The sequence below is a fragment of the Variovorax sp. GW823-FHT02B07 genome, assembly GCF_058797695.1.
The window spans coordinates 2244260-2263960 of record NZ_JBXAJX010000001.1; the positions used below are offsets into that span (position 1 = coordinate 2244260).

Annotated in this window: 17 protein-coding genes; 5 read left to right on the forward strand and 12 right to left on the reverse strand. The window is 66.9% G+C overall.

Annotated features, from left to right (window positions below):
* The first annotated feature begins 22 nt into the window (after positions 1-22).
* The 4 genes from AC1RGU_RS10475 to AC1RGU_RS10490 all read left to right on the forward strand — a co-directional run bounded on the left by AC1RGU_RS10475 (position 23) and on the right by AC1RGU_RS10490 (position 2618).
* The gene (locus tag AC1RGU_RS10475; protein ID WP_487846894.1) at positions 23-529 is read left to right on the forward strand and encodes a sigma-70 family RNA polymerase sigma factor; all 507 of its coding nucleotides are present in this window, start codon (positions 23-25) and stop codon (positions 527-529) included.
* A 15-nt stretch (positions 530-544) separates the two neighbouring features.
* The gene (locus AC1RGU_RS10480; RefSeq protein WP_492696351.1) at positions 545-1369 is read left to right on the forward strand and encodes an anti-sigma factor family protein; all 825 of its coding nucleotides are present in this window, start codon (positions 545-547) and stop codon (positions 1367-1369) included.
* 77 nt (positions 1370-1446) lie between these two features.
* A complete protein-coding gene (locus AC1RGU_RS10485; protein WP_119556624.1) occupies positions 1447-1842 on the forward strand; it encodes a COG4315 family predicted lipoprotein in 396 nt (131 codons plus the stop codon).
* A 98-nt stretch (positions 1843-1940) separates the two neighbouring features.
* Complete coding sequence (locus tag AC1RGU_RS10490) at positions 1941-2618, forward strand: hypothetical protein (protein ID WP_492696352.1); 678 nt, start codon at positions 1941-1943, stop codon at positions 2616-2618.
* Between the two features lie 13 nt (positions 2619-2631).
* Here AC1RGU_RS10490 and AC1RGU_RS10495 read toward each other — a convergent pair whose 3' ends face one another.
* The 12 genes from AC1RGU_RS10495 to AC1RGU_RS10550 form a co-directional block, all read right to left on the reverse strand.
* On the reverse strand, positions 2632-3549 hold the full coding sequence (locus tag AC1RGU_RS10495; protein ID WP_492696353.1) for a DMT family transporter: 918 nt from the start codon (positions 3547-3549) through the stop codon (positions 2632-2634).
* A gap of 16 nt (positions 3550-3565) precedes the next feature.
* The gene (gene typA / locus AC1RGU_RS10500; protein WP_095745387.1) at positions 3566-5404 is read right to left on the reverse strand and encodes a translational GTPase TypA; all 1839 of its coding nucleotides are present in this window, start codon (positions 5402-5404) and stop codon (positions 3566-3568) included.
* Positions 5401-6357: a tRNA pseudouridine(55) synthase TruB gene (truB, locus tag AC1RGU_RS10505; protein WP_492696354.1), complete on the reverse strand. Its 957-nt coding sequence runs from the start codon at positions 6355-6357 to the stop codon at positions 5401-5403. Before truB ends, typA begins: the two co-directional genes overlap by 4 nt.
* 2 nt (positions 6358-6359) lie before the next feature.
* Positions 6360-6731, reverse strand: a complete 372-nt coding sequence (gene rbfA, locus AC1RGU_RS10510) for a 30S ribosome-binding factor RbfA (protein ID WP_492696355.1) — start codon at positions 6729-6731, stop codon at positions 6360-6362.
* Positions 6732-6752: 21 nt separating this feature from the next.
* Positions 6753-9740 (reverse strand): translation initiation factor IF-2, encoded by a 2988-nt coding sequence (infB, locus tag AC1RGU_RS10515; RefSeq protein WP_062479820.1) that lies wholly within the window; start codon positions 9738-9740, stop codon positions 6753-6755.
* Positions 9741-9763: 23 nt separating this feature from the next.
* Positions 9764-11248, reverse strand: coding sequence for a transcription termination factor NusA (gene nusA, locus AC1RGU_RS10520; protein WP_062479821.1), 1485 nt, complete (start codon positions 11246-11248; stop codon positions 9764-9766).
* A gap of 17 nt (positions 11249-11265) precedes the next feature.
* A complete protein-coding gene (gene rimP / locus AC1RGU_RS10525) occupies positions 11266-11895 on the reverse strand; it encodes a ribosome maturation factor RimP (protein ID WP_095745389.1) in 630 nt (209 codons plus the stop codon).
* Between the two features lie 187 nt (positions 11896-12082).
* Positions 12083-13291 carry a YbfB/YjiJ family MFS transporter gene (locus AC1RGU_RS10530; RefSeq protein WP_492696356.1) on the reverse strand — a complete coding sequence of 403 codons (1209 nt, stop codon included), beginning with the start codon at positions 13289-13291 and terminating at the stop codon, positions 12083-12085.
* A gap of 19 nt (positions 13292-13310) precedes the next feature.
* Positions 13311-14954: an ABC transporter ATP-binding protein gene (locus tag AC1RGU_RS10535; RefSeq protein WP_492696357.1), complete on the reverse strand. Its 1644-nt coding sequence runs from the start codon at positions 14952-14954 to the stop codon at positions 13311-13313.
* Positions 14951-15994 (reverse strand): ABC transporter permease, encoded by a 1044-nt coding sequence (locus tag AC1RGU_RS10540; protein ID WP_492696358.1) that lies wholly within the window; start codon positions 15992-15994, stop codon positions 14951-14953. Before AC1RGU_RS10540 ends, AC1RGU_RS10535 begins: the two co-directional genes overlap by 4 nt.
* Complete coding sequence (locus tag AC1RGU_RS10545) at positions 15987-17000, reverse strand: microcin C ABC transporter permease YejB (RefSeq protein ID WP_062479827.1); 1014 nt, start codon at positions 16998-17000, stop codon at positions 15987-15989. The genes AC1RGU_RS10540 and AC1RGU_RS10545 overlap by 8 nt, the downstream gene beginning before the upstream one ends.
* Before the next feature lie 16 nt (positions 17001-17016).
* Entirely contained in the window at positions 17017-18849 is a 1833-nt protein-coding gene (locus AC1RGU_RS10550) for an extracellular solute-binding protein (RefSeq protein WP_492696359.1), read from the reverse strand.
* 37 nt (positions 18850-18886) lie between these two features.
* Here AC1RGU_RS10550 and fabI point away from each other — a divergent pair, with 37 nt between their 5' ends.
* Positions 18887-19669, forward strand: a complete 783-nt coding sequence (gene fabI / locus AC1RGU_RS10555) for an enoyl-ACP reductase FabI (protein ID WP_095745393.1) — start codon at positions 18887-18889, stop codon at positions 19667-19669.
* The last annotated feature ends 32 nt before the right edge of the window (positions 19670-19701 follow it).

Here is a 19701-nt window from a genome sequence, read left to right on the forward strand (position 1 = left end):
CGGACAGGCTCCCGGCCCGCCCATGGACGCCCGCCTGCTGGTCGAGCACATCCCGAGCCTGCGCCGCTATGCGCGCGCGCTCACGGGCAACGCCTGGGCGGCCGACGACCTGGTGCAGGACACGCTCGAGCGGGCCTGCGGCAAGTGGCGGCTCTGGGTGGTGGGCACCGACCTGCGCGCCTGGCTCTTCACGGTCATGCACAACCTCTTCGCCAGCCAGGTGCGGCGCCGGCCGCCGCCGCATGCAGTCGTGCCGCTGGAGGATGTAGCGCCCGAGCAGCTGCAGGGCGGCGTCGATCCGGGCCTGGGCCTCGACCTGCAGCGCTGCCTGATGCAGCTGCCCGAGGAGCAACGTGCCGTGCTGCTGCTGGTGACGCTCGAAGACCTGTCCTACGCCGAGGTGGCGAAGGTGCTCGGCATTCCGATCGGCACCGTGATGTCGCGCCTCTCGCGCGCCCGCCTTCGCCTGCAGGAGCTGATGGACGGCGCCGCCGCGTCCAGCCGCCCCGGCCTGCGCCGCCTCAAGTGACGTGAAGCACCCGCCATGACCCGCCCCACTCTGCCCCCCACCGACGACGAGCTGCACGCCTGGGTCGACGGCCAGTTGCCGCCCGAACGCCGCGAGGCGGTCGAGGATGCGCTGGCGCGCGATCCGGCCGTGGCGGCCCGCGTGGCGGCCTGGCATGCCCAGCGCGACGCGTTGCGTCGCCTACACGGCGGCCTGCTCGACGAACCCGTGCCTGCGCCGCTGATGGGCGTGCTCGAGCGGCGCCGTGCCGAGGCTGGTCGCTCGGCCCCCTGGCTGCGCTGGGGCGGCATGGCCGCCGGCCTGCTGGTCGCCTTCGCGGCCGGCTGGCTCGGCAATGCCCAGTGGTCGGGCGCGCCGCAGGCGGCCGGGGCCTCCTTGGCGCGCGCACCGGCCGTGCGCGAGTTCGTGCGCGACGCCTCGGTGGCCCACGTCGTCTACACCCCCGAGAAACGGCACCCCGTCGAAGTGGCCGCCACCGAGCAGCAGCACCTGGTGCAGTGGCTGTCCAAACGCCTCGACCACCCGCTCAAGGTGCCCGACCTGTCCTCGCTCGGCTACACGCTGGTCGGCGGACGCCTGCTGCCCGGCGAAACCGGCGCGCGCGCCCAGTTCATGTTCGAGGACGCGGCGGGTGAACGCATCACGCTGTACATCGGCACGCTCGACGCGCAGGCCGCGGACGCCGCTGCCTCGCGCGAAACCGCCTTCCGTTTTGCCTCGGACGGCACCGTGCCGAGCTTCTACTGGGTCGACCGGGGTTTCGGCTATGCCGTGGCCGGTCGCCTGCCGCGCGATGCGCTACTGAGACTCGCGACCCTGGCCTACCGCGAGTTATCGTAGCGACGGCATAAACTGCCGGTTCGCGCATTCACCTGGCTTGTTTTCGCGATTGATTTTTCAACTGAAGGAGAAACTGCATGAAATTGCTCAGCGCCTCGATCCTCGCAGCGGCTCTGCTCGCCGGCTGCGGCGGCATGTCCACCAAGACCGCTGGAGCGCCCGACACGCCCACCCGCACCGCCGACGGCGTGCTGGTCGGCCCGAACGGCATGACGCTCTACACCTTCGCCCGCGACACCGCCAATGCCGGTACCTCCGCCTGCAACGGCCAATGCGCCACCAACTGGCCGCCGCTCGGCGTGGCCGATGCCGCCAAGCCCATGGGCGGCTACACCATCGTCGTGCGTGAAGACGGCAAGAAGCAGTGGGCCTACAAGGGCTGGCCGCTGTACTACTGGGCCAAGGACACCAAGGCCGGTGACAAGACCGGTGACGGCGTGGCCAACGGTGCCTGGAAAGTCGCCCGTCCCTGATGCGGTCGACGTGATGGCGCCGGCCTGACCGGTGCCCCACCCACGAAAGCCTCGGCCTGCGCCGGGGCTTTTTTCATGGTGCACGGCAGAATGGCCCGATGACTTTTGCCGACACCAACCCGGATGCCTTCCACGCACTTGTGTCCCACGGCCTCATCACCGACGCGCAGCATGCCGCCGTGCTCGCGCATCCCGAGGTCGGCGCCCTGCCGCCGATCCCCGGCCCCGCGCATGCGCTGGCCTGGATCCGCCTCAAGAACCTGATCACCGAGGAAGAACTGGATGCAGCGGTGGAGCGCCTCGAAGCCGCATCGCCGGCCGTCGCGGCGTTCACCGAAGCGGAAGACATCGCCTACGACGCAGACGACCTGCTGGACCTCGGCAAGACCGGCATCACGCACGAGGCCGTGATCGCGCTGTTCAACGAAGGGCTGATCGACACCGAGACCCGCGACCTGGCGCTGCGTGCCGCGCCTCTGACCGGCGCGCCCGCCGCCCTGGGCCGCACGCTGGGCTGGTTGGTGACCGACGGCCTGCTCGACACGGCACCGTTCGAAGCGCTCCGCGCCCGTGTTGCCGCCGAGCCGGCCTTTGCGACGGCAGCCGACCATCGGCGCATCCTCGACGAAGCCCAGGCGATCGTCGCCGCCGACGAGCAGGAGACCGCCGACATGCTCAAGGAGTTCGCGCGCAGCCAACGTGCCAGCTGGCGCAACTTCGGAATGACCGTGGTGGCCGTCGTGATCGTGATCGGCTGGTACCTCTTCGGCCGCTGAGGGCGGCGAAAGGTCAGTGCGCGCCCGGCAGCGCGCTGTCCGCCAGCGTGGTGCGGCGCCCGCGCAGCGCGAGCAGCTCGTTGAACACCAGCGCGCCGATCACGAGCACACCGCCCGTCAGCACGCTGGCCGCGGGCGTCTCGCCGGCGCCGAGCCAGGCCAGTGCGATGCCGAAGATCACCTCGAGCAGCGCCAGCAACGCCACCTCGGGCGCCTTGAGCACCTGCGCGCACAACACCGAGAGCACGCAGGGAATCGCCAGCTGAAAAACGCCCAGGAAGGCCAACAGCCCCAGGTCAGGGGGCCCGGCATGGAACGGCCACGCCAGCGGCAAGGTGACGAGTGCGGAGAGGGTCGCGCCGATCAGCACCGCAGGCACGAGGTCGACATCCTGCCCTTTGGCGTGCGCATGCTGGACCACGGTCCATTGCGTCGCGCCGGCCAGCGGCACGCACAGCGCCACCAGCGTGCCGACAAGCGACCCGCCACCACCGCCCAGCAGCTGCGTGCCGTACATCCAGCCGATGCCCAGCCCGGCGACCACGATGGCCGCCCAGGTGCGAGCAGGCAGCTTGTGCCCGATGAAGAGGCGCGCGGCCAGTGCTGTGAAGAGCGGCCCGAGCGCCATCATGACCAGCACGCTCGCGGTGGAGGTGAGGGTCAGCGCCACCATGAAGGCCGTGAACATCACGGCCCAGCAGACACCCGAGATCCAGAGCGAGTGCCCGCCGCGGCGCAGCTGCGAGAACACCGCCCGCCCCCGCCAAAGCGGCAAGATCACCAGCAGCGCCAGCATCGTGAAGAGGCTGCGCCAGAAGGTGATCTCGAAACTGTGCGCCTGCGCCAGGTGCCGCGTGACGACGCCCGCCGTGCCCCACATGAGGGTCACGACGACCATCAGCCCGACAGCGGCGCCGTGCGTCAGGCGCATGGCCGATCGAAGGCGATCAGCCGTTCGACGTGTCGCGGCCGGCGCGCTTGCGGTCGCTTTCCTTCAGGAAACGCTTGCGCAGGCGAACGCTCTTGGGCGTGATTTCGACCAGCTCGTCGTCCTCGATGAACTCGACGCCGTATTCCAGCGTGAGGTCGATCGGGGGCGTGATCTTGATCGCGTCTTCCTTGCCGCTCACGCGGAAGTTGGTCAGCTGCTTGGTGCGCGTGGCGTTCACGACCAGGTCGTTGTCGCGGCTGTGGATGCCGACGATCATGCCTTCGTACACCGGATCGTTCGCCTTCACGAACATGCGGCCGCGGTCGTCCAGCTTGCCCAGCGCGTAGGTGAAGATTTCACCGTCGTCCATCGAGATCAGCACGCCGTTCTTGCGGCTGCCGATCTCGCCCTTGTGGGCTTCGTAGCTGTCGAAGATGTTGCTGATGAGGCCCGAGCCGCGCGTCAGGTTCAGGAATTCGTTCGTGAAGCCGATCAGGCCACGCGCCGGAATGCGGTACTCCAGGCGCACGCGGCCACGGCCGTCCGGTTCCATGTTGACCAGCTCGCCCTTGCGTTCGCCCAACGCCTGCATCACGCCACCCTGGTGGGTTTCCTCGATGTCGGCCGTGACCAATTCGATGGGCTCGTGCTTCTCGCCGTTCACGGTGCGGAACACCACGCGCGGCTTGGACACGGCCATTTCATAGCCTTCGCGGCGCATGTTTTCCAGCAGGATGGTCAGGTGCAGTTCGCCGCGGCCCATGACTTCGAAGATGCCTTCTTCGTCGGTCTCGCTCACGCGCAGTGCCACGTTGTGCTGCAGCTCCTTTTGCAGGCGGTCCCAGATCTGGCGGCTGGTCACGAACTTGCCTTCGCGGCCGGCCAGCGGGCTGGTGTTCACGCAGAAGTTCATGGTCAGGGTCGGCTCGTCGACCTTGAGCATGGGCAGCGGCGCAGGCTTGTCCTTGTCGGTCACGGTGACGCCGATGCCGATGTCGGCGATGCCGTTGATCAGCACGATTTCGCCGGGGCCGGCTTCGGTCGATTGCACACGGTCCAGGCCCTGGAAGGTCAGCACCTGGTTGACGCGGCCCTTGACGGTCTTGCCGTCCGGACCTTCCATGACCAGCACGTCGGTCATGGGCTTGAGCGTGCCCTGGCTGATGCGGCCCACGCCGATACGACCGACGAAGGTCGAGAAGTCGAGCGCGGAAATCTGCAGCTGCAGCGGTGCGTTCGGGTCACCCTTTTGCGACGGCACGTGCTTCAGGATGGTGTTGAACAGGGCCGACATGTCGGGGCCCCACTGCTCGCCAGGAGCGCCCTCTTCGAGCGACGACCAGCCGTTGATGCCCGAGGCGTACACCACGGGGAAGTCGAGCTGTTCGTCGGTCGCACCGAGCTTGTCGAACAGGTCGAAGGCGGCATTGACCACCTTGTCGGGGTTCGCGCCGGGCTTGTCGACCTTGTTCACGACCAGGATGGGCTTCAGGCCCAGGGCCAGCGCCTTCTTGGTCACGAAGCGCGTCTGCGGCATCGGGCCTTCCTGCGCGTCGATCAGCAGCACCACGCCGTCGACCATCGACAGCGCGCGTTCCACTTCACCGCCGAAGTCCGCGTGGCCCGGGGTGTCGACGATGTTGATGTGCGTGCCTTCCCAGGTCACGGCGCAGTTCTTGGCCAGGATCGTGATGCCACGTTCCTTTTCGATCGCGTTGTTGTCCATCACCGTGTCGACGACCTTCTCGTGCTCGGCGAAGGTGCCCGACTGGCGCAGCAGCTGGTCGACCATGGTGGTCTTGCCATGGTCCACGTGGGCAATGATGGCGATATTGCGGATTTGCTTGGTACTCATGGTGTCGCTTCGGTCTGTGGTGCGTTCAAAAGAATTTGCTGAATTTCGATGGGGTTCAGCAAGCGCCCCGGGATCAGTTCGCCGGCGCTCACGTGGGCGGTGCCCAGGAACGCCTGCGGGTCGGTGCCGAACACGGCCACCGCCTCGGCATCGGCCCAGCCGCCGCGGCGGCGCAGGCCCGAGAGAAAACGTGCGGCATCTTCGGCCGCGAGCGTGACGCGGCTGTGGCCGTCGACCAGCGCTTCGGGAGGCAACAGGCGTGCCAGGCGCTCGTCTTCGGTCATGGCTTCGAGCGCTTCGATGGTGACGCACTGCGCCTGCCCGAAACCGCCCGTGACCGTGCGGCGCAGCGAGGTCAGGTGCGCGCCGCAACCCAGGGCCTCTCCGATGTCCTCGCCCAGGGTGCGAATGTAGGTGCCCTTGCTCACGCTCGCAACGATGCGAATGCTGGTGTCATCCAGCCGGGTCAGCGTGAGCTGGTGAATGACGACGTCGCGCGGCGCGCGCTCGACTTCGATGCCTTCGCGCGCGTACTCGTACAGCGCCTTGCCATCTTTCTTGAGCGCGCTGTGCATCGGCGGCACCTGGCGGATCGGGCCGGTGAACAGTGCCTCGACGCGAGCCAGGTCTTCTGGCGACACCTGCACCGGCCGTTCGGCGATCACCTCGCCTTCGGCGTCACCCGTGGCGGTCTTGACGCCCAGGCGCGCGACCGCCTCGTAGGTCTTGTCGGCGTCCAGGTGCAGTTGGCTGAATTTGGTGGCGGCGCCGAAACACAGCGGCAGCACGCCTGTGGCGAGCGGATCGAGCGTGCCGGTGTGGCCCGCTTTTTCGGCGCGCAGCAACCACTTGGCCTTTTGCAAGGCCTGGTTGCTGGAAAACCCCAGCGGCTTGTCGAGCAGCAACACCCCATGCACAGGGCGCCGCTGCACCCGTGTGCGTGGCGCGTTCATCGCTAGTCGTCTTTCGAGCGCGAAGCAACGGCCTGTGCGATGAGCGCATTCATGTCGGCCGCACGCTCGGTGGTGCGGTCGAACAGGAAGTGCAGCGTCGGCACGGTGTGGATGTGCAGGCGCTTGAACAGGCCGTTGCGCAGGAAGCCCGCGGCCTGGTTCAGCGCTTCGGTGGTCTCGGTCACGTCGCCCGTGAGCAGGCTGAAGAAGACCTTCGCATGCGCATAGTCGGGCGTGACCTCGACCGCCTGGATCGTGACCATGCCCACGCGCGGGTCCTTCAACTCGCGCGCGATCAGCTCCGTCAGATCGCGCTGGATCTGGTCGGCGACCTTGAACGCGCGGTTGGGTGCGGCTGCTTTTCTTTTCGGCATGGCCTCTTTCGCGTCGAACGCTTACAGCGTCCGGGCGATTTCCTTGATCTCGAAGAATTCGAGCTGATCGCCTTCCTTGATGTCGTTGTAGTTCTTGAGCTTGATACCGCACTCAAAACCTTCGCGGACTTCGCGGACATCGTCCTTCATGCGCTTGATCGAGTCGACTTCGCCGGTGTAGATCACCACGTTGTCGCGCAGCAGGCGGAAATGCGCGCTGCGGTTGACCGAGCCCGAAGTGACGTACGAGCCGGCCACGGTGCCGATCTTCGAGGCCACGAACACCGTGCGGATCTCGGCCGAGCCGATGATCTCTTCGCGGCGCTCCGGTGCCAGCATGCCCGACATCGCGACCTTGATCTCGTCGACGGCGTCGTAAATGATGCTGTAGTAGTTCAGCTGAACGCCATTGCCTTCGGCCAGCTTGCGCGCACCGGCATCGGCCCGCACGTTGAAGCCGATGACCACCGCCTTCGACGCGATCGCGAGGTTGATGTCGCTTTCGCTGATGCCGCCGACGCCGGCGTACACGATCTGCACCTTGACTTCTTCGGTCGCCAGCTTGAGCAGCGACTGGGCCAGTGCTTCCTGCGAGCCCTGAACGTCAGCCTTGATGATGATGCGCAGCGTCTGCACTTCGCCCGCCGACAGGTCGGTGAACATGTTCTGCAGGTTCGCGGCTTGCGCCTTCGCCAGCTTGGTGTTGCGGAACTTGCCGGCACGGTAGGTGGCGATTTCGCGCGCACGGCGCTCGTCGGCCATCACCATGAACTCGTCGCCCGCTTGCGGCACTTCGGTCAGACCCTGGATTTCGACCGGGATCGACGGACCTGCCGACTTGGTGGCCTTGCCGTCTTCGTCCAGCATGGCGCGCACGCGGCCGTAGGTGGAACCCGCCAGCACCACGTCGCCGGTCTTGAGCGTGCCGGACTGAACCAGCACGGTGGCGACCGGGCCGCGGCCCTTGTCGAGCTGGGCTTCGATGACCAGGCCCTTGGCGGCGGCATCCACCGGCGCCTTGAGTTCCAGCACTTCGGCTTGCAGCAGCACCTGCTCGAGCAGGTCGTCGATGCCCTGGCCGGTCTTGGCCGACACCGGCACGAACGGCACGTCGCCGCCGTACTCTTCTGGCACGACCTCTTCGGCCACCAGTTCCTGCTTCACGCGGTCCAGGTTGGCGTCAGGCTTGTCCACCTTGTTGATCGCAACCACGATCGGCACACCCGCCGCCTTCGCGTGCTTGATGGCTTCCTTGGTCTGGGGCATGACGCCGTCGTCGGCCGCCACCACCAGGATCACGATGTCGGTGGCCTGCGCACCGCGGGCACGCATGGCGGTGAACGCCTCGTGACCCGGGGTGTCGAGGAACGACACCATGCCGCGTTCGGTTTCGACGTGGTACGCACCAATGTGCTGCGTGATGCCGCCGGCTTCGCCCGCGGCGACCTTGGCGCGGCGGATGTAGTCCAGCAGCGAGGTCTTGCCGTGGTCGACGTGACCCATGACGGTCACGACCGGTGCGCGCGGCAGGGCTTCGGCCTGTTGCGCCGACACGTCCTCGTCGGTGAAGGCTTCGGGGTCGTCCAGCGCGGCAACCACCGCGTTGTGGCCCATTTCCTCCACGATGATCATCGCGGTGTCCTGGTCGAGCGACTGGTTGATGGTCGCCATCATGCCCAGCTTCATCAATTGCTTGATGACTTCCTGCGCCTTCACGGCCATCTTGTGCGCGAGCTCGGCGACCGTGATGGTCTCGGGCACGTGCACTTCGAGCACGCGCGCCTCGACCGGTGCGGCCGGTGCGTGCTGCTCGTCATGACCGCCACGGTCGTTGCCGCGACGGCCGCGCGGGCCTCCGCGCCAGTTGCCGCGGCTGACACCCCCGCTGGCATCGCCGCGGGTCTTGATTTCCTTCTTCTTGGCAGGATCGCCGGCCCAGCTCGACGAGAGCTTGGCGGACTTGACTTCCTTGCCAGCACCGGCGGCGGCCGGCGCTGCGGCGCCAGGGGCCGCAGGGGCGCCCGGACGGCCCGGCGGCGTGGCCGGCTTGTGCAGCGTGCCCTTGACCGTCGACTTTTCAGGCTGCGGCTTCTCGGGCGCCTTGTGCGGCACCAGCACGCGGGCCGGTGCGTTCATCATGGCGCGAATGGCTTCGGCTTCGGCCAGGGCCTTGCGGCGACGCTCGTCGAGGTCCTTGGCGCGGGCGGCTTCTTCGTCGGCACGGGCCTTCGATTCGGCGGCGGCCTTGGCCTTGGCGTCTTCCTTGGCCTGCGTGGCGGCGTTCTGGGCGGCCAGCTTGGTGTCGGCAGCCTGCTTTTCGGCGACGGCAGCGGTTTCTGCAGCCGCAGCGGCGGCGGCCACAGCGGCCGGTGCGGCCGGGGCAGCCACCGGCTGCTTCGCGGCTTCCTTGGCCGAAGCGGCGGCGGCTTCAGCGGCCTTCTTCTCGGCGGCGATGCGCGCAGCTTCCTGCTCGGCCTGTTCGGCGCGCTCGGCCTTTTCGGCCTGCTCGCGTTCGCGGGCTTCGGTTTCTTCGCGCTGGCGACGCTTCTCGGCCAGCTCTTCTTCCTGGCGGCGGATCAGCTCGGCCTGGCGGCGTGCGTCTTCCTCGCGACGGGCCAGCTCGGCTTCGTCGATCTGGGGCGCGGCCGGTGCGGCGGACGTTTCGGCCGCCTGCTGCTGCGCGCCTTCGGCCGTGGCCGGGTGGCCTTCATCGCGCTGGATGAAGGTGCGCTTCTTGCGCACTTCGACCTGGATGGTGCGGGCGCGACCGGTGGCGTCGGCCTGCTTGATCTCGCTGGTCGACTTCTTGGTCAGCGTGATCTTCTTGCGCTCGGGCTCGGCCGTGCCGTGGCTGGCCTTCAGGAAACCGAGCAAGCGCTGCTTGTCGGCCTCCGTGAGTGCATCGGTGGCGGCCGCTTTGGGCACGCCTGCGCTCTTGAGCTGGTCAAGCAAGGTTTCGGGAGTCTTCTTGAGCTCGTTCGCGAACTCGGCGACAGTGGTACTGGACATATTGCTTTCGTGCCTCCATACCGTCACTCTTGGCCGGCGAACCAATGTTCGCGGGCTTTCAAGATGAGGGCTTTGGCGTCATCGGCGCTCAGGCCGGTGATTTCGGTGAGTTCATCGACCGCGAGGTCGGCCAGGTCGTCACGGGTGTTCACACCCGCTTCAGCCAGCTGCGGAATCAGGTCGGGATTGAGGCCTTCGAGGTCGCGCAGGTTCTGCGAGACGGTTTCGACACCTTCTTCCTTGGCGATTTCCATGGTCAGCAGCGCATCCTTTGCACGGGCGCGCAGCTCATTGATGGTGTCTTCGTCGAAGGCCTCGATCTCAAGCATCTCGGAGATCGGCACGTAGGCCACCTCTTCGAGGCTGTTGAAACCTTCCGAAATCAGGATGTCGGCGATTTCCTCGTCGACATCGAGCTTTTCCATGAAGAGCTTGCGGCTGGCATCGGTCTCGGTCGCCTGCTTCTGGGCCGACTCGTTCGCGTCCATGATGTTGATCTTCCAACCGGTGAGGTCGGAAGCCAGGCGCACGTTCTGGCCGCCGCGGCCGATGGCGATCGCGAGGTTTTCCTCGTCCACCACCACGTCCATGGCGTGCTTTTCTTCGTCGACCACGATCGACGAGACATTCGCCGGCGCCAGGGCGCCGATCACGAACTGGGCCGGGTCTTCGCTCCACAGCACGATGTCCACGCGCTCGCCGGCGAGTTCGTTCGTGACGGCGTTGACGCGGGTGCCGCGCACGCCGACGCAGGTGCCGATCGGGTCGACACGCTTGTCATGCGAGAGCACGGCGATCTTGGCGCGCGAACCGGGGTCGCGGGCACAGCTCTTGATCTCGAGCAGGCCTTGTTCGATCTCGGGCACTTCCTGGCGGAACAGCTCGATCATGAACTCGGGGGCCGAGCGCGACAGGATGATCGGCGCGCCGCGCAGCGTCAGGTCGACCTCCATGATCATGGCCCGCACGCGGTCGCCGTTGCGCAGGTTTTCCTTGGCGATCATTTCGCTGCGGCGCAGGCGGCCTTCGACGCGCCCGGCTTCCACGATGATGTCGCCCTTGTCCAGGCGCTTGACGGTACCCACGAAGATCTTGTCGCCGCGCGACATGAAGTCGTTGAGCAGCATCTCGCGCTCGGCGTCGCGGATCTTCTGCAGGATGACCTGCTTGGCAGCCATGGCACCGATGCGCCCGATCGGCACCGAATCGACGGATTCCTCGATGTATTCGTCGACCTCGATGTCGGGCATCTCCTCACGCGCCTCGAAGAGCAGGATCTCCTGGTCGGGCAGTTGCAGGCCGGCTTCGTCGGGGACCACGTGCCAGCGGCGGAAAGTTTCGTAGTCGCCGCTGTCGCGATCGACCGCCACGCGGATATCCACGTCACCCTGATGGAGCTTCTTGGTGGCTTGCGCCAGTGCGGATTCGACCGCGCCGAAGACCACGTCGCGCTCGACGTTCTTCTCGCGCGAGATCGCATCCACCAACATCAACATTTCGCGATTCATGCCACCACTCCTCTTGTTCAGTCCGGAACGTTCGTTCCGTCGTCAATATCCGAAAAACCCGGTTGGGTTTTGGCCTTGCGGCCCTTGAAATCCACAATCGGCGCAAGCCGCGCGTCGCGCAGCTCGTCCAATACGAAGCCCAGCGCATGCAACGGTGCAGGCGCGCGCTTCTTGCTCACTTTTTGACCCGGCTTGGTCTCGGGCGCATCGCTCCAGACGATCTGCCAACCCGAACCGCCTTCAGCACGCTCCAGCGTGCCGCGAAACTTCTTGCGATTGGCAGACACCTGGCCCGCCGCGGCAGCGCCCATGGGCGCCTTGAGGGTGATGTCGATCACCGCGCCCACGAATCGCTCGAAATCCTGTTCATTGCGCAAGGGGCGATCGATACCGGGCGAGGAGACCTCGAGCCGCTTGTAATCGACCGCATCGACTTCCAGTGCGAATTGCAGCTGGCGCGTGACCTTCTCGCAGTCTTCCACCGTCACGAAGGGTTCGGGCACGCCGGCCGCCACATCCTCAGAGGTGGGGGGCGTCCAGGGCAAATCAATCGTCACGCGCAGCAATCCACCGGCCGAGCGCTCGACCTCGACCAGGTCGTAGCCGAGACCGGCCACGGTTTGTTCTACTGTTTGCTGCAATGCCACGTGTTTGAAAGCGCCTTCTGAATCAATGCCCAAGCCGCAGCACCCGCCCACCACGGATGCCACGACGCCAAATAATTGCTGCTTGAGAATGCATAGACCAAAAAAAACGGGCGGTTGGTACCCGCCCGTTTGGTCGTGAGCCTCGAATTATATGCTATTCGCGTGCATAAATGAAGGACATCGGTATTCAGGCGGTCACAGGGCGCCGGTATTTCGACCAGACCACGGCAAACAGCACCGCGCCCAGGGCCAATGCGGCCGCCGCCACCAGCAAAGGCAGTTCGAAAGAACCGGTGCGCTGGGCCAATGGCGCCGCAAACAGCGGCCCGATGATCTGCCCCACCCCGTAGGACGCCGTGGCATAGCCGATCAGCCCGGCCGCGGCATTGCCGCGCAGCCGGCGGGCTTCCCGCATGGCGAAAAGCGTGATGGCGGTGAAAGGCATGCCGAGCAGCAGGCTGCCCAGCGCAAAACCCGCAATGGTCGGCCAGGCCACCGAAAAAACGACGCCGAGCGCCTGCAATGCATAAGCGGCGGCCAGCAGCAGCCGGTTGTCCCAATGCACTGGAGCGCGGGCGCCGATCAATGCGCCCGGAATGATGGCCGCGCCGAACAACGGCCAGAAGAAATCCGGCCACGGCGATCCCGGCAGCGCCTGCCGGGCGATCACGGGCAGGAAAGTGGCCGTAATGATGTAACCAAAGCCTGCCAGTCCATAGAGCGCGACCAGCCAGATCGCATCGCTTCGGGCTGACGCCGATCCAGAGGCACTGCCCGCTGCAACAGCCGGACTCGCCACCGCCCCGCCCGCCGGCGCCCCCGCCCGCTCGCCGTCATCGAACACCCGCCAGATCACCGCGATCAGCGCCACGGCCAGCAGCCCGAGGCCGATCCAGCCCGCTTCCGAACCCCAGCGGCCCAGCGCCCCGCCCAGCAGCCCGGTCATGGCGATCCCGATGCCCGGCCCCGTGTAGATCACGCCGGCCAGCGTGGGCGCGTTCGTCTCGGCCAGCCGGCGCAGCCCCCAGCCGGAGGCGAACACGAAGACCCAGGCACTCATCACCCCGGCCGCCGCGCGCAGCACGCCCCAGCCGACGAAGCTGTGCAGCAGCCCCATGCCGACCAGCAAGGCGGCCGTGGCGAGCAGCCCGCCGCGCACCATGCTCGACGCCTTGATGCCGATGGCCGCGCAGCTGACCGCGCCGAAGAAATAGCCCAGGTAATTAAGAGACGCCAGCAAACCGCCGCCGGCCAGCTCGAGCTTTCCCTCGCTCAGCATGATGGGCAGCATGGGCGTGAAGGCGAAGCGCCCCAGGCCCATGGCCACCGCCAGCGTGACCATGCAGGCCAGCGCCGCGCGCCAGGCACCGCGCCGGTCGTGTCCGATATTCGACATTTCTACCCGTCTCCGTTTTTTATTCCAGCAGCGCCGCAGCCACCAGCTTCTGTGTGTAGGGATGCTCGGGGGCGTCGAGAACGCGCAAGGCCGGCCCGGATTCGAGGATCGCGCCGTCCTTCATCACGATGACCTGGTGCGCCATCGCGCGGATCACCTCGACGTCGTGGGTGATCAGGAGGTAGCTCAGCCCCCGCTCGCGCTGCAGCCGCTGCAGCAGGCCGAGCACCTGCTTCTGGATGGTCACGTCCAGCGCGCTGGTGGGCTCGTCAAGCACCAGCAGCCGCGGATCGACGATCAGCGCCCGGGCGATCGCCAGCCGCTGGCGTTGCCCGCCCGAGAACTCGTGCGGATAGCGGTCGAGCAGCGCGGGGAACTGCGCCTCGCTCAGCCCCACGTCGGCCAGCGCCGTGAGCGCGCGCGCCCGGCGGGCCGCGGCGTCGAGCTCGGGCGCATGCACGCGCAGCCCCTCGCCCACGATCTGCTCCACCGTCATGCGCGGCGAGAGCGACGAGAACGGGTCCTGAAACACCACCTGCATCGTGCGGCGCAGCGCGAGGTCGGAGGCGCGGTCCACCGCCCAGCCCTTCCCCGTCACCTGCAGTTCGCCCCGGTGCTTGAGCAGGCCGAGCGCGGCCAGCGCCAGCGTCGACTTGCCCGACCCCGATTCGCCGACCACGCCCAGCGTCTCGCCCGGCGCAATCCGGAAATCGGCGCCCTGCACGGCAACGAACTCGCCTTTGCGGAACCAGCCCGCAAAACCAGGGCGCGACACCGGATAACTCACGCGCAGCGCCCGGGCCTCGAGCACCGGCGGCGCCGCGCCATCGGCGGCCGCCTCGGCCACGTCGCGCGCCGGATGGCTGTCGATCAGCTTGCGGGTGTAGGCATGCTGCGGCGCCTCGAACACCGTGCCCACCGGACCGTGCTCGACGATGTGGCCGCGCTCCATCACCGCCACGCGGTCGGCGAAACGGCGCACCAGGTTCAGGTCGTGGGTGATGAGCAGCACGGCCATGCCGTACTTGCGCTGCAGCTCGGCCAGCAGCTCGAGAATCTGCGCGCGCACCGTGACGTCGAGCGCCGTGGTCGGCTCGTCCGCCAATAGCAGGCGCGGCTTGCAGGCCAGCGCCATGGCGATCATGGCGCGCTGGCGCTGCCCGCCCGAGAGCTGGTGCGGATACGACCTCGCCCGCCGCGCCGGTTCGGGAATGCCGGTGTCGGCCAGCAGCTGCACAGAAGCCTCTTGCGCGGCGCGGGCCGACAGCCCCTCGTGCAGCTCGAGCACCTCGGCGATCTGGTCGCCCACGCTGTACAGCGCATTGAGCGCGGTCATCGGCTCCTGGAAGATCATCGCGATCTCCTTGCCGCGGATGCCGCGCAGTTCGCGCTCCGGAATCGACAGCAGGTCGCGCGCACCGCGCTGCGCCTGCGACCCCGACAGGGTCGCCACGCCGGCGAGGTCGGCGTTCTGCACCAGCCGCAGCAGCGAGAGTGCTGTGACGGTCTTCCCCGAGCCCGACTCGCCGACCAGCGCGAGCTTTTCGCCCGCCGCGATCTGCAGGTCGATGCCATGCACCACCGGCTTGCCGCCGAAGGCGACGCGCAGCCCCTTCACGTCGAGCAGGGGCTGGTTCTTCGTCGTGTCGCGCGTCGTCATCATTTGTCGGCCTTCCGGGGATCGAGCGCATCGCGCAGCGCGTCGCCCATGAAGGTCAGCAGCATCAGCGTGACGACCAGCACGCAGAAGGTGGACAGCGAAATCCACCAGGCGTCGATGTTCCCCTTGCCCTGGCTCAGCAGTTCGCCGAGCGACGGCGTGCCGGGGGGCACGCCCAGACCGAGGAAGTCGAGCGAAGTCAGCGCCAGGATGGCCGCGCTCATGCGGAACGGCAGGAAGGTGACGACCGGCACCATGCTGTTGGGCAGGATGTGGCGCCACATGATCTGCAGGTTGCCCACGCCGAGCGCGCGTGCGGCGCGCACGTAGTCCATCTGGCGGTTGCGCAGGAACTCGGCGCGCACGTAGTCCGACAGCCCCATCCAGCCGAACAGGCTCAGCAAGATCAGCAACAGTGACACGCTCGGCGTGAAGATCGCGCTGAAGATGATCAGCAGGTACAGCTCGGGCATCGCGCTCCAGATCTCGATCAGGCGCTGGAAGGTCAGGTCGATCTTGCCGCCGAAGAAGCCCTGCACGGCGCCGGTCGCGATGCCCAGCACCACGCCGACCACCGTGAGCGCCAGCGCGAACAGCACGCTCACGCGAAAACCGTAGATCAACTGCGCCAGCAGGTCGCGCCCGCGCTCGTCGGTGCCGAGCAGGTTCTCGTGCGAGGGTGCGGCGGGGTTCGGCGGCTTCGAGAAATAGTTGAGCGTGGTCGGGCCGTAGCGGTTGGGCGCATACAGCGCCCAGTTGTCGCCCTGCGTGATGCGCTGCTCGATGAACGGGTCGAGGTAGTCGGCCGGCGTTTCGAAGTCGCCGCCGAAGGTCTTCTCGGAATAGTCGCGCAGCACGGGGAAATAGGTCTGGCCTTCATAGCGCACCACCAGCGGCTTGTCGGTGGAGAGCACGTCCGCGAACAGACTCAGCACCACCAGCGCCGAGAAGACGACCAGGCTCCAGAACCCCAGCGGGTTGCGGCGGAAACGGCGCCAGGCACGGCGCCCGGGGCTCACGGACACGGCGGCGGCTTCAGTCAAACTTCACCCTCGGATCGACCCAGACGTAGCAAAGATCGGAGATGAGCTTGGTCACCAGCCCGATCAGCGTGAACAGATAGAGCGTGCCCAGGAACACCGGGTAGTCGCGCCGCAGCACGCTCTCGTAGCTCAGCAGGCCCATGCCGTCGAGCGAGAACAGCGTCTCGATCAGCAGCGCACCCGAAAAGAAGGCGCCGATGAACGCCGTCGGAAAGCCCGTGATGATCGGGATCAGCGCATTGCGGAACACGTGCTTCCACAGCACCTGCCGCTCGGCCAGCCCCTTGGCGCGCGCCGTCAGCACGTACTGCTTGCGGATTTCCTCGAGGAAGGAGTTCTTGGTGAGCATCGCGGTGATCGCGAAGCTGCCCAGCACCATGGCGGTCACCGGCAAGGTGATGTGCCACAGGTAGTCGACGATGCGCGCACCCCAGCTCAGCGACTCCCAGTTCGGCGAGGTCAGCCCGCGCAGCGGGAACCACTGCAGCTGGCCGCCGAAGATCACCAGCAGCGCCACGCCCAGCACGAAGCCCGGGATGGCGTAGCCGACAAGCACCAGCAGCGTCGTGAAGAAGTCGAAGCGCGAGCCCGCGCGCACGGCCTTGGCCACGCCCAGCGGCACCGCGATGAGGTAGCTGATGAAGAAGGTCCACAGCCCCAGGCTGATCGACACCGGCAGCTTCTCCTTGATGAGCTGCCACACGTCCTTGCTCTGGAAGAAGCTCTTGCCCAGGTCGAAGCGGGCGAACTGCTTGAGCATCTGCCAGAAGCGCTCGGGGGCCGGCTTGTCGAAACCGTAGAGCGCCTTGATCTCGGCCACCTGCTTGGCGTCGAGCGTGCGGCCGGTGGGGCCGCCCGAGATGCGGTTCTCCTTGTTGGTGAGTTGCGAGAGCAGTTGCTCGGCCGGGCCGCCGGGCACGAACTGCACGATCGCGAAGTTGAGCAGCAGCACGCCGAACAGCGTGGGAACGATCAGCAGGAGGCGTCGGATCAGGTAGGCGGCCATGCGTGTTCTTGTTCTCTTACTTGGCGCTCGGCTCGATCCACCACATCGTCAGCATCGCCGACCCCGCCAGCAGGCGCTGCGGCAAGGGCGCGTCCGGGCGGCGCAGCTTGCGCTTGTGGGCAATGAAATACTGCTTGCCGTAGTACATCGGGGTCATGTAATGCTGGTGGAGCAAGTAGCGGTCCAGCAGCCGCGCGGCCGCCGCGAGCGAGGCGCGGTCGTGGCTGTTGACGATCACCTCGACGATCTCGTCGACCACCGGATCGCTGATGCCGCTCAGGTTCTGGCTGCCCTTCTCGCTCGCCGATTTCGAGCCGAAGTCGTCGTAGAGCTCGTTGCCCGGACTCGACGAGCCACCGACGAGGCTGATGGCCATGTCGAAATCGAAGTCGTCCAGCTTCTTCTTCAGCAGGCTCGGGTCGCGCAGGCGGTAGTCCAGGCGGATGCCCAGCTTGCCGAGGTTGCGCGCATACGGCGCGAGCACCACGCCCGAGCTGCGGTCGGCGATGTCGATGGTGATCACGAACGGCGTGCCGGCCTTGTCGCGCAGCGCGCCGTCGCGGTAGGTCCAGCCGGCCTCCTTCAACAACTCCTGCGCCTTCACCAGGTTGCGCCGCAGGCCTTCGGCGGTGTCGCCGCTGCTGTCGGGACGCGGCAGCTCGCCCTTGGTGTTGTCGAGGTAGCGTTGCCGGGTCTTGAGCTTGTCGATCAGCGCCTGCTCCTCGGGGCTGACCTCGGGCTGGGCCATGAGGTCGTCGCTGTTCTGGAAATAGCTCTGGGTGCGCCCGCGGCGGCCGTAGAACAGGTGGGCGTTGAGCCAGTCGAAGTCGAAGGCCAGCGCCAGCGCCCTGCGCACGCGCATGTCGGCGAAGCGCGGCTGCCGCAGGTTGGGCGCCAGGCCCTGCATGCCGGTGAAGCGGCGATGCGCGATCTCTTCCTTGACCAGCTCGCCGGAGTCGAAGCGGCGGCCCTTGTAGCGGCGCACCCACGCGATGATCGAGCGCTCTTCCATCGCGTCGAGCGCGCCGGCCTTGAGCGACTCTTCTTCGCCGAGCGAGTCCTTGAAATACTGGTACGACACCGTGTCGTAGTTGAACATCCCCTTGCGCACCGGCAGGTTGGCGGCCCAGTAGTCCGGGCGCCGGCGGTAGGAGATGAACTTGCCGAAATCGACCCTGTCCACCACGTACGGCCCGCTCGCGATCGGCGCCTCGGCCACGATCTGGTCGAAGGGCTTGCCCTTGCCCCAGGCGCTGGAGAACACCGGCAGCCCGCCGATGATCATGTGCAGCTCGGCGTTCTGGCGCACGAAGTCGAAGCGGATGGTGCGCTCGCCCGTCACCACGGCCTCCTTGATGTCGGCCCAGTACGAGCGGAAGGTCGGCCCGGCCAGCTTGCTGCGCAGGGTGTCGAAGGAGTACTTCACGTCTTTCGCCAGCACCGGCGAGCCGTCGGAAAAGCGCGCCTTGGGGTTCAGCCGGAAAGTGACGCTCAAGCGGTCGGGCGCGAGCTGGATGTCTTCGGCCAGCAGGCCGTACTGCGAGAAGGGCTCGTCCTCGCTCGGCGTGGTCAGCGAGTCGAAGAGCAGGCCGTACTCGGAGAACACGAAGCCGTTGGCGCTGTAGCCCATGCCCACCGGGGGCACGCCGCGCAGGGTGAAGGGGTTGAGCTTGTCGAAGCTGCCGGCGGCCGACAGGGTCAGGTCGCCGCCCTTGGGCGCGTTGGGGTTCACGTAGTCGAAATGCGTGAACGACGCCGGATACTTGGGCTCGTAACCCATGCCCAGCCCGTGCGCCGCCCACGAGGGCAGCGCCAGGAGCGCCAACATCCAGAGCAGCCAACCTCGCATGCGAGAATTCTGCCCAAGATTTTCACGAGGCAACTTCATGGGCTTTCTTTCCGGCAAGAAACTGTTGATCACCGGTGTGTTGAGCAATCGCTCCATTGCATATGGCATTGCCAAGGCCTGTCACGACCAGGGCGCGGAACTCGCCTTCAGTTATGTCGGCGAGCGATTCAAGGACCGTATCACCGAATATGCCGCAGACTTCGGCTCGAAACTGATTTTCGACTGCGACGTGGGCGACGATGCGCAGATCGACAAGCTCTTCACCGACCTCGCGCAGACCTGGCCCAAATTCGACGGCTTCGTGCACAGCATCGGCTTCGCCACGCGCGAATCGATCGCCGGCGACTTCCTGGAAGGCCTCTCGCGCGAAGGCTTCAAGATCGCGCACGACATCAGTGCGTACAGCTTCCCGGCCATGGCCAAGGCGGCCCTGCCCTACCTCAACGACAAGTCGGCCCTGCTCACGCTGACCTACCTGGGCGCCGAGCGCGCGCTGCCCAACTACAACACCATGGGCCTGGCCAAGGCCTCGCTCGAGGCGTCGGTGCGCTACACCGCCGCCTCGCTCGGCCCGAAGGGCATGCGCGTGAACGGCATCAGCGCCGGCCCCATCAAGACGCTCGCCGCCAGCGGCATCAAGAGCTTCAGCAAGATCCTCACGGCCGTGGCCGACGCCTCGCCGATCCGCCGCAACGTGACCATCGAGGAAGTCGGCAACGTGGCCGCCTTCCTGCTGAGCGACCTGGCCAGCGGCGTGACCGCCGAGATCACCTACGTGGACGGCGGCTTCAGCAACGTGGTCGGAGGCATGGCGGAGTAATTTCCCCCTCTCGGCTCCCAGCGCCTGCCACC

Excerpts from the sequence above, each read along its gene's own strand:
- AC1RGU_RS10475 (WP_487846894.1), top strand. The coding sequence starts at position 23 with ATGGACGCCCGCCTGCTGGTCGAGCACATCCCGAGCCTGCGCCGCTAT.
- AC1RGU_RS10480 (WP_492696351.1), top strand. The coding sequence starts at position 545 with ATGACCCGCCCCACTCTGCCCCCCACCGACGACGAGCTGCACGCCTGG.
- AC1RGU_RS10485 (WP_119556624.1), top strand. The coding sequence starts at position 1,447 with ATGAAATTGCTCAGCGCCTCGATCCTCGCAGCGGCTCTGCTCGCCGGC.
- AC1RGU_RS10490 (WP_492696352.1), top strand. The coding sequence starts at position 1,941 with ATGACTTTTGCCGACACCAACCCGGATGCCTTCCACGCACTTGTGTCC.
- AC1RGU_RS10495 (WP_492696353.1), bottom strand. The coding sequence starts at position 3,549 with ATGCGCCTGACGCACGGCGCCGCTGTCGGGCTGATGGTCGTCGTGACC.
- typA (WP_095745387.1), bottom strand. The coding sequence starts at position 5,404 with ATGAGTACCAAGCAAATCCGCAATATCGCCATCATTGCCCACGTGGAC.
- truB (WP_492696354.1), bottom strand. The coding sequence starts at position 6,357 with ATGAACGCGCCACGCACACGGGTGCAGCGGCGCCCTGTGCATGGGGTG.
- rbfA (WP_492696355.1), bottom strand. The coding sequence starts at position 6,731 with ATGCCGAAAAGAAAAGCAGCCGCACCCAACCGCGCGTTCAAGGTCGCC.
- infB (WP_062479820.1), bottom strand. The coding sequence starts at position 9,740 with ATGTCCAGTACCACTGTCGCCGAGTTCGCGAACGAGCTCAAGAAGACT.
- nusA (WP_062479821.1), bottom strand. The coding sequence starts at position 11,248 with ATGAATCGCGAAATGTTGATGTTGGTGGATGCGATCTCGCGCGAGAAG.
- AC1RGU_RS10530 (WP_492696356.1), bottom strand. The coding sequence starts at position 13,291 with ATGTCGAATATCGGACACGACCGGCGCGGTGCCTGGCGCGCGGCGCTG.
- AC1RGU_RS10535 (WP_492696357.1), bottom strand. The coding sequence starts at position 14,954 with ATGATGACGACGCGCGACACGACGAAGAACCAGCCCCTGCTCGACGTG.
- AC1RGU_RS10545 (WP_062479827.1), bottom strand. The coding sequence starts at position 17,000 with ATGGCCGCCTACCTGATCCGACGCCTCCTGCTGATCGTTCCCACGCTG.
- AC1RGU_RS10550 (WP_492696359.1), bottom strand. The coding sequence starts at position 18,849 with ATGCGAGGTTGGCTGCTCTGGATGTTGGCGCTCCTGGCGCTGCCCTCG.
- fabI (WP_095745393.1), top strand. The coding sequence starts at position 18,887 with ATGGGCTTTCTTTCCGGCAAGAAACTGTTGATCACCGGTGTGTTGAGC.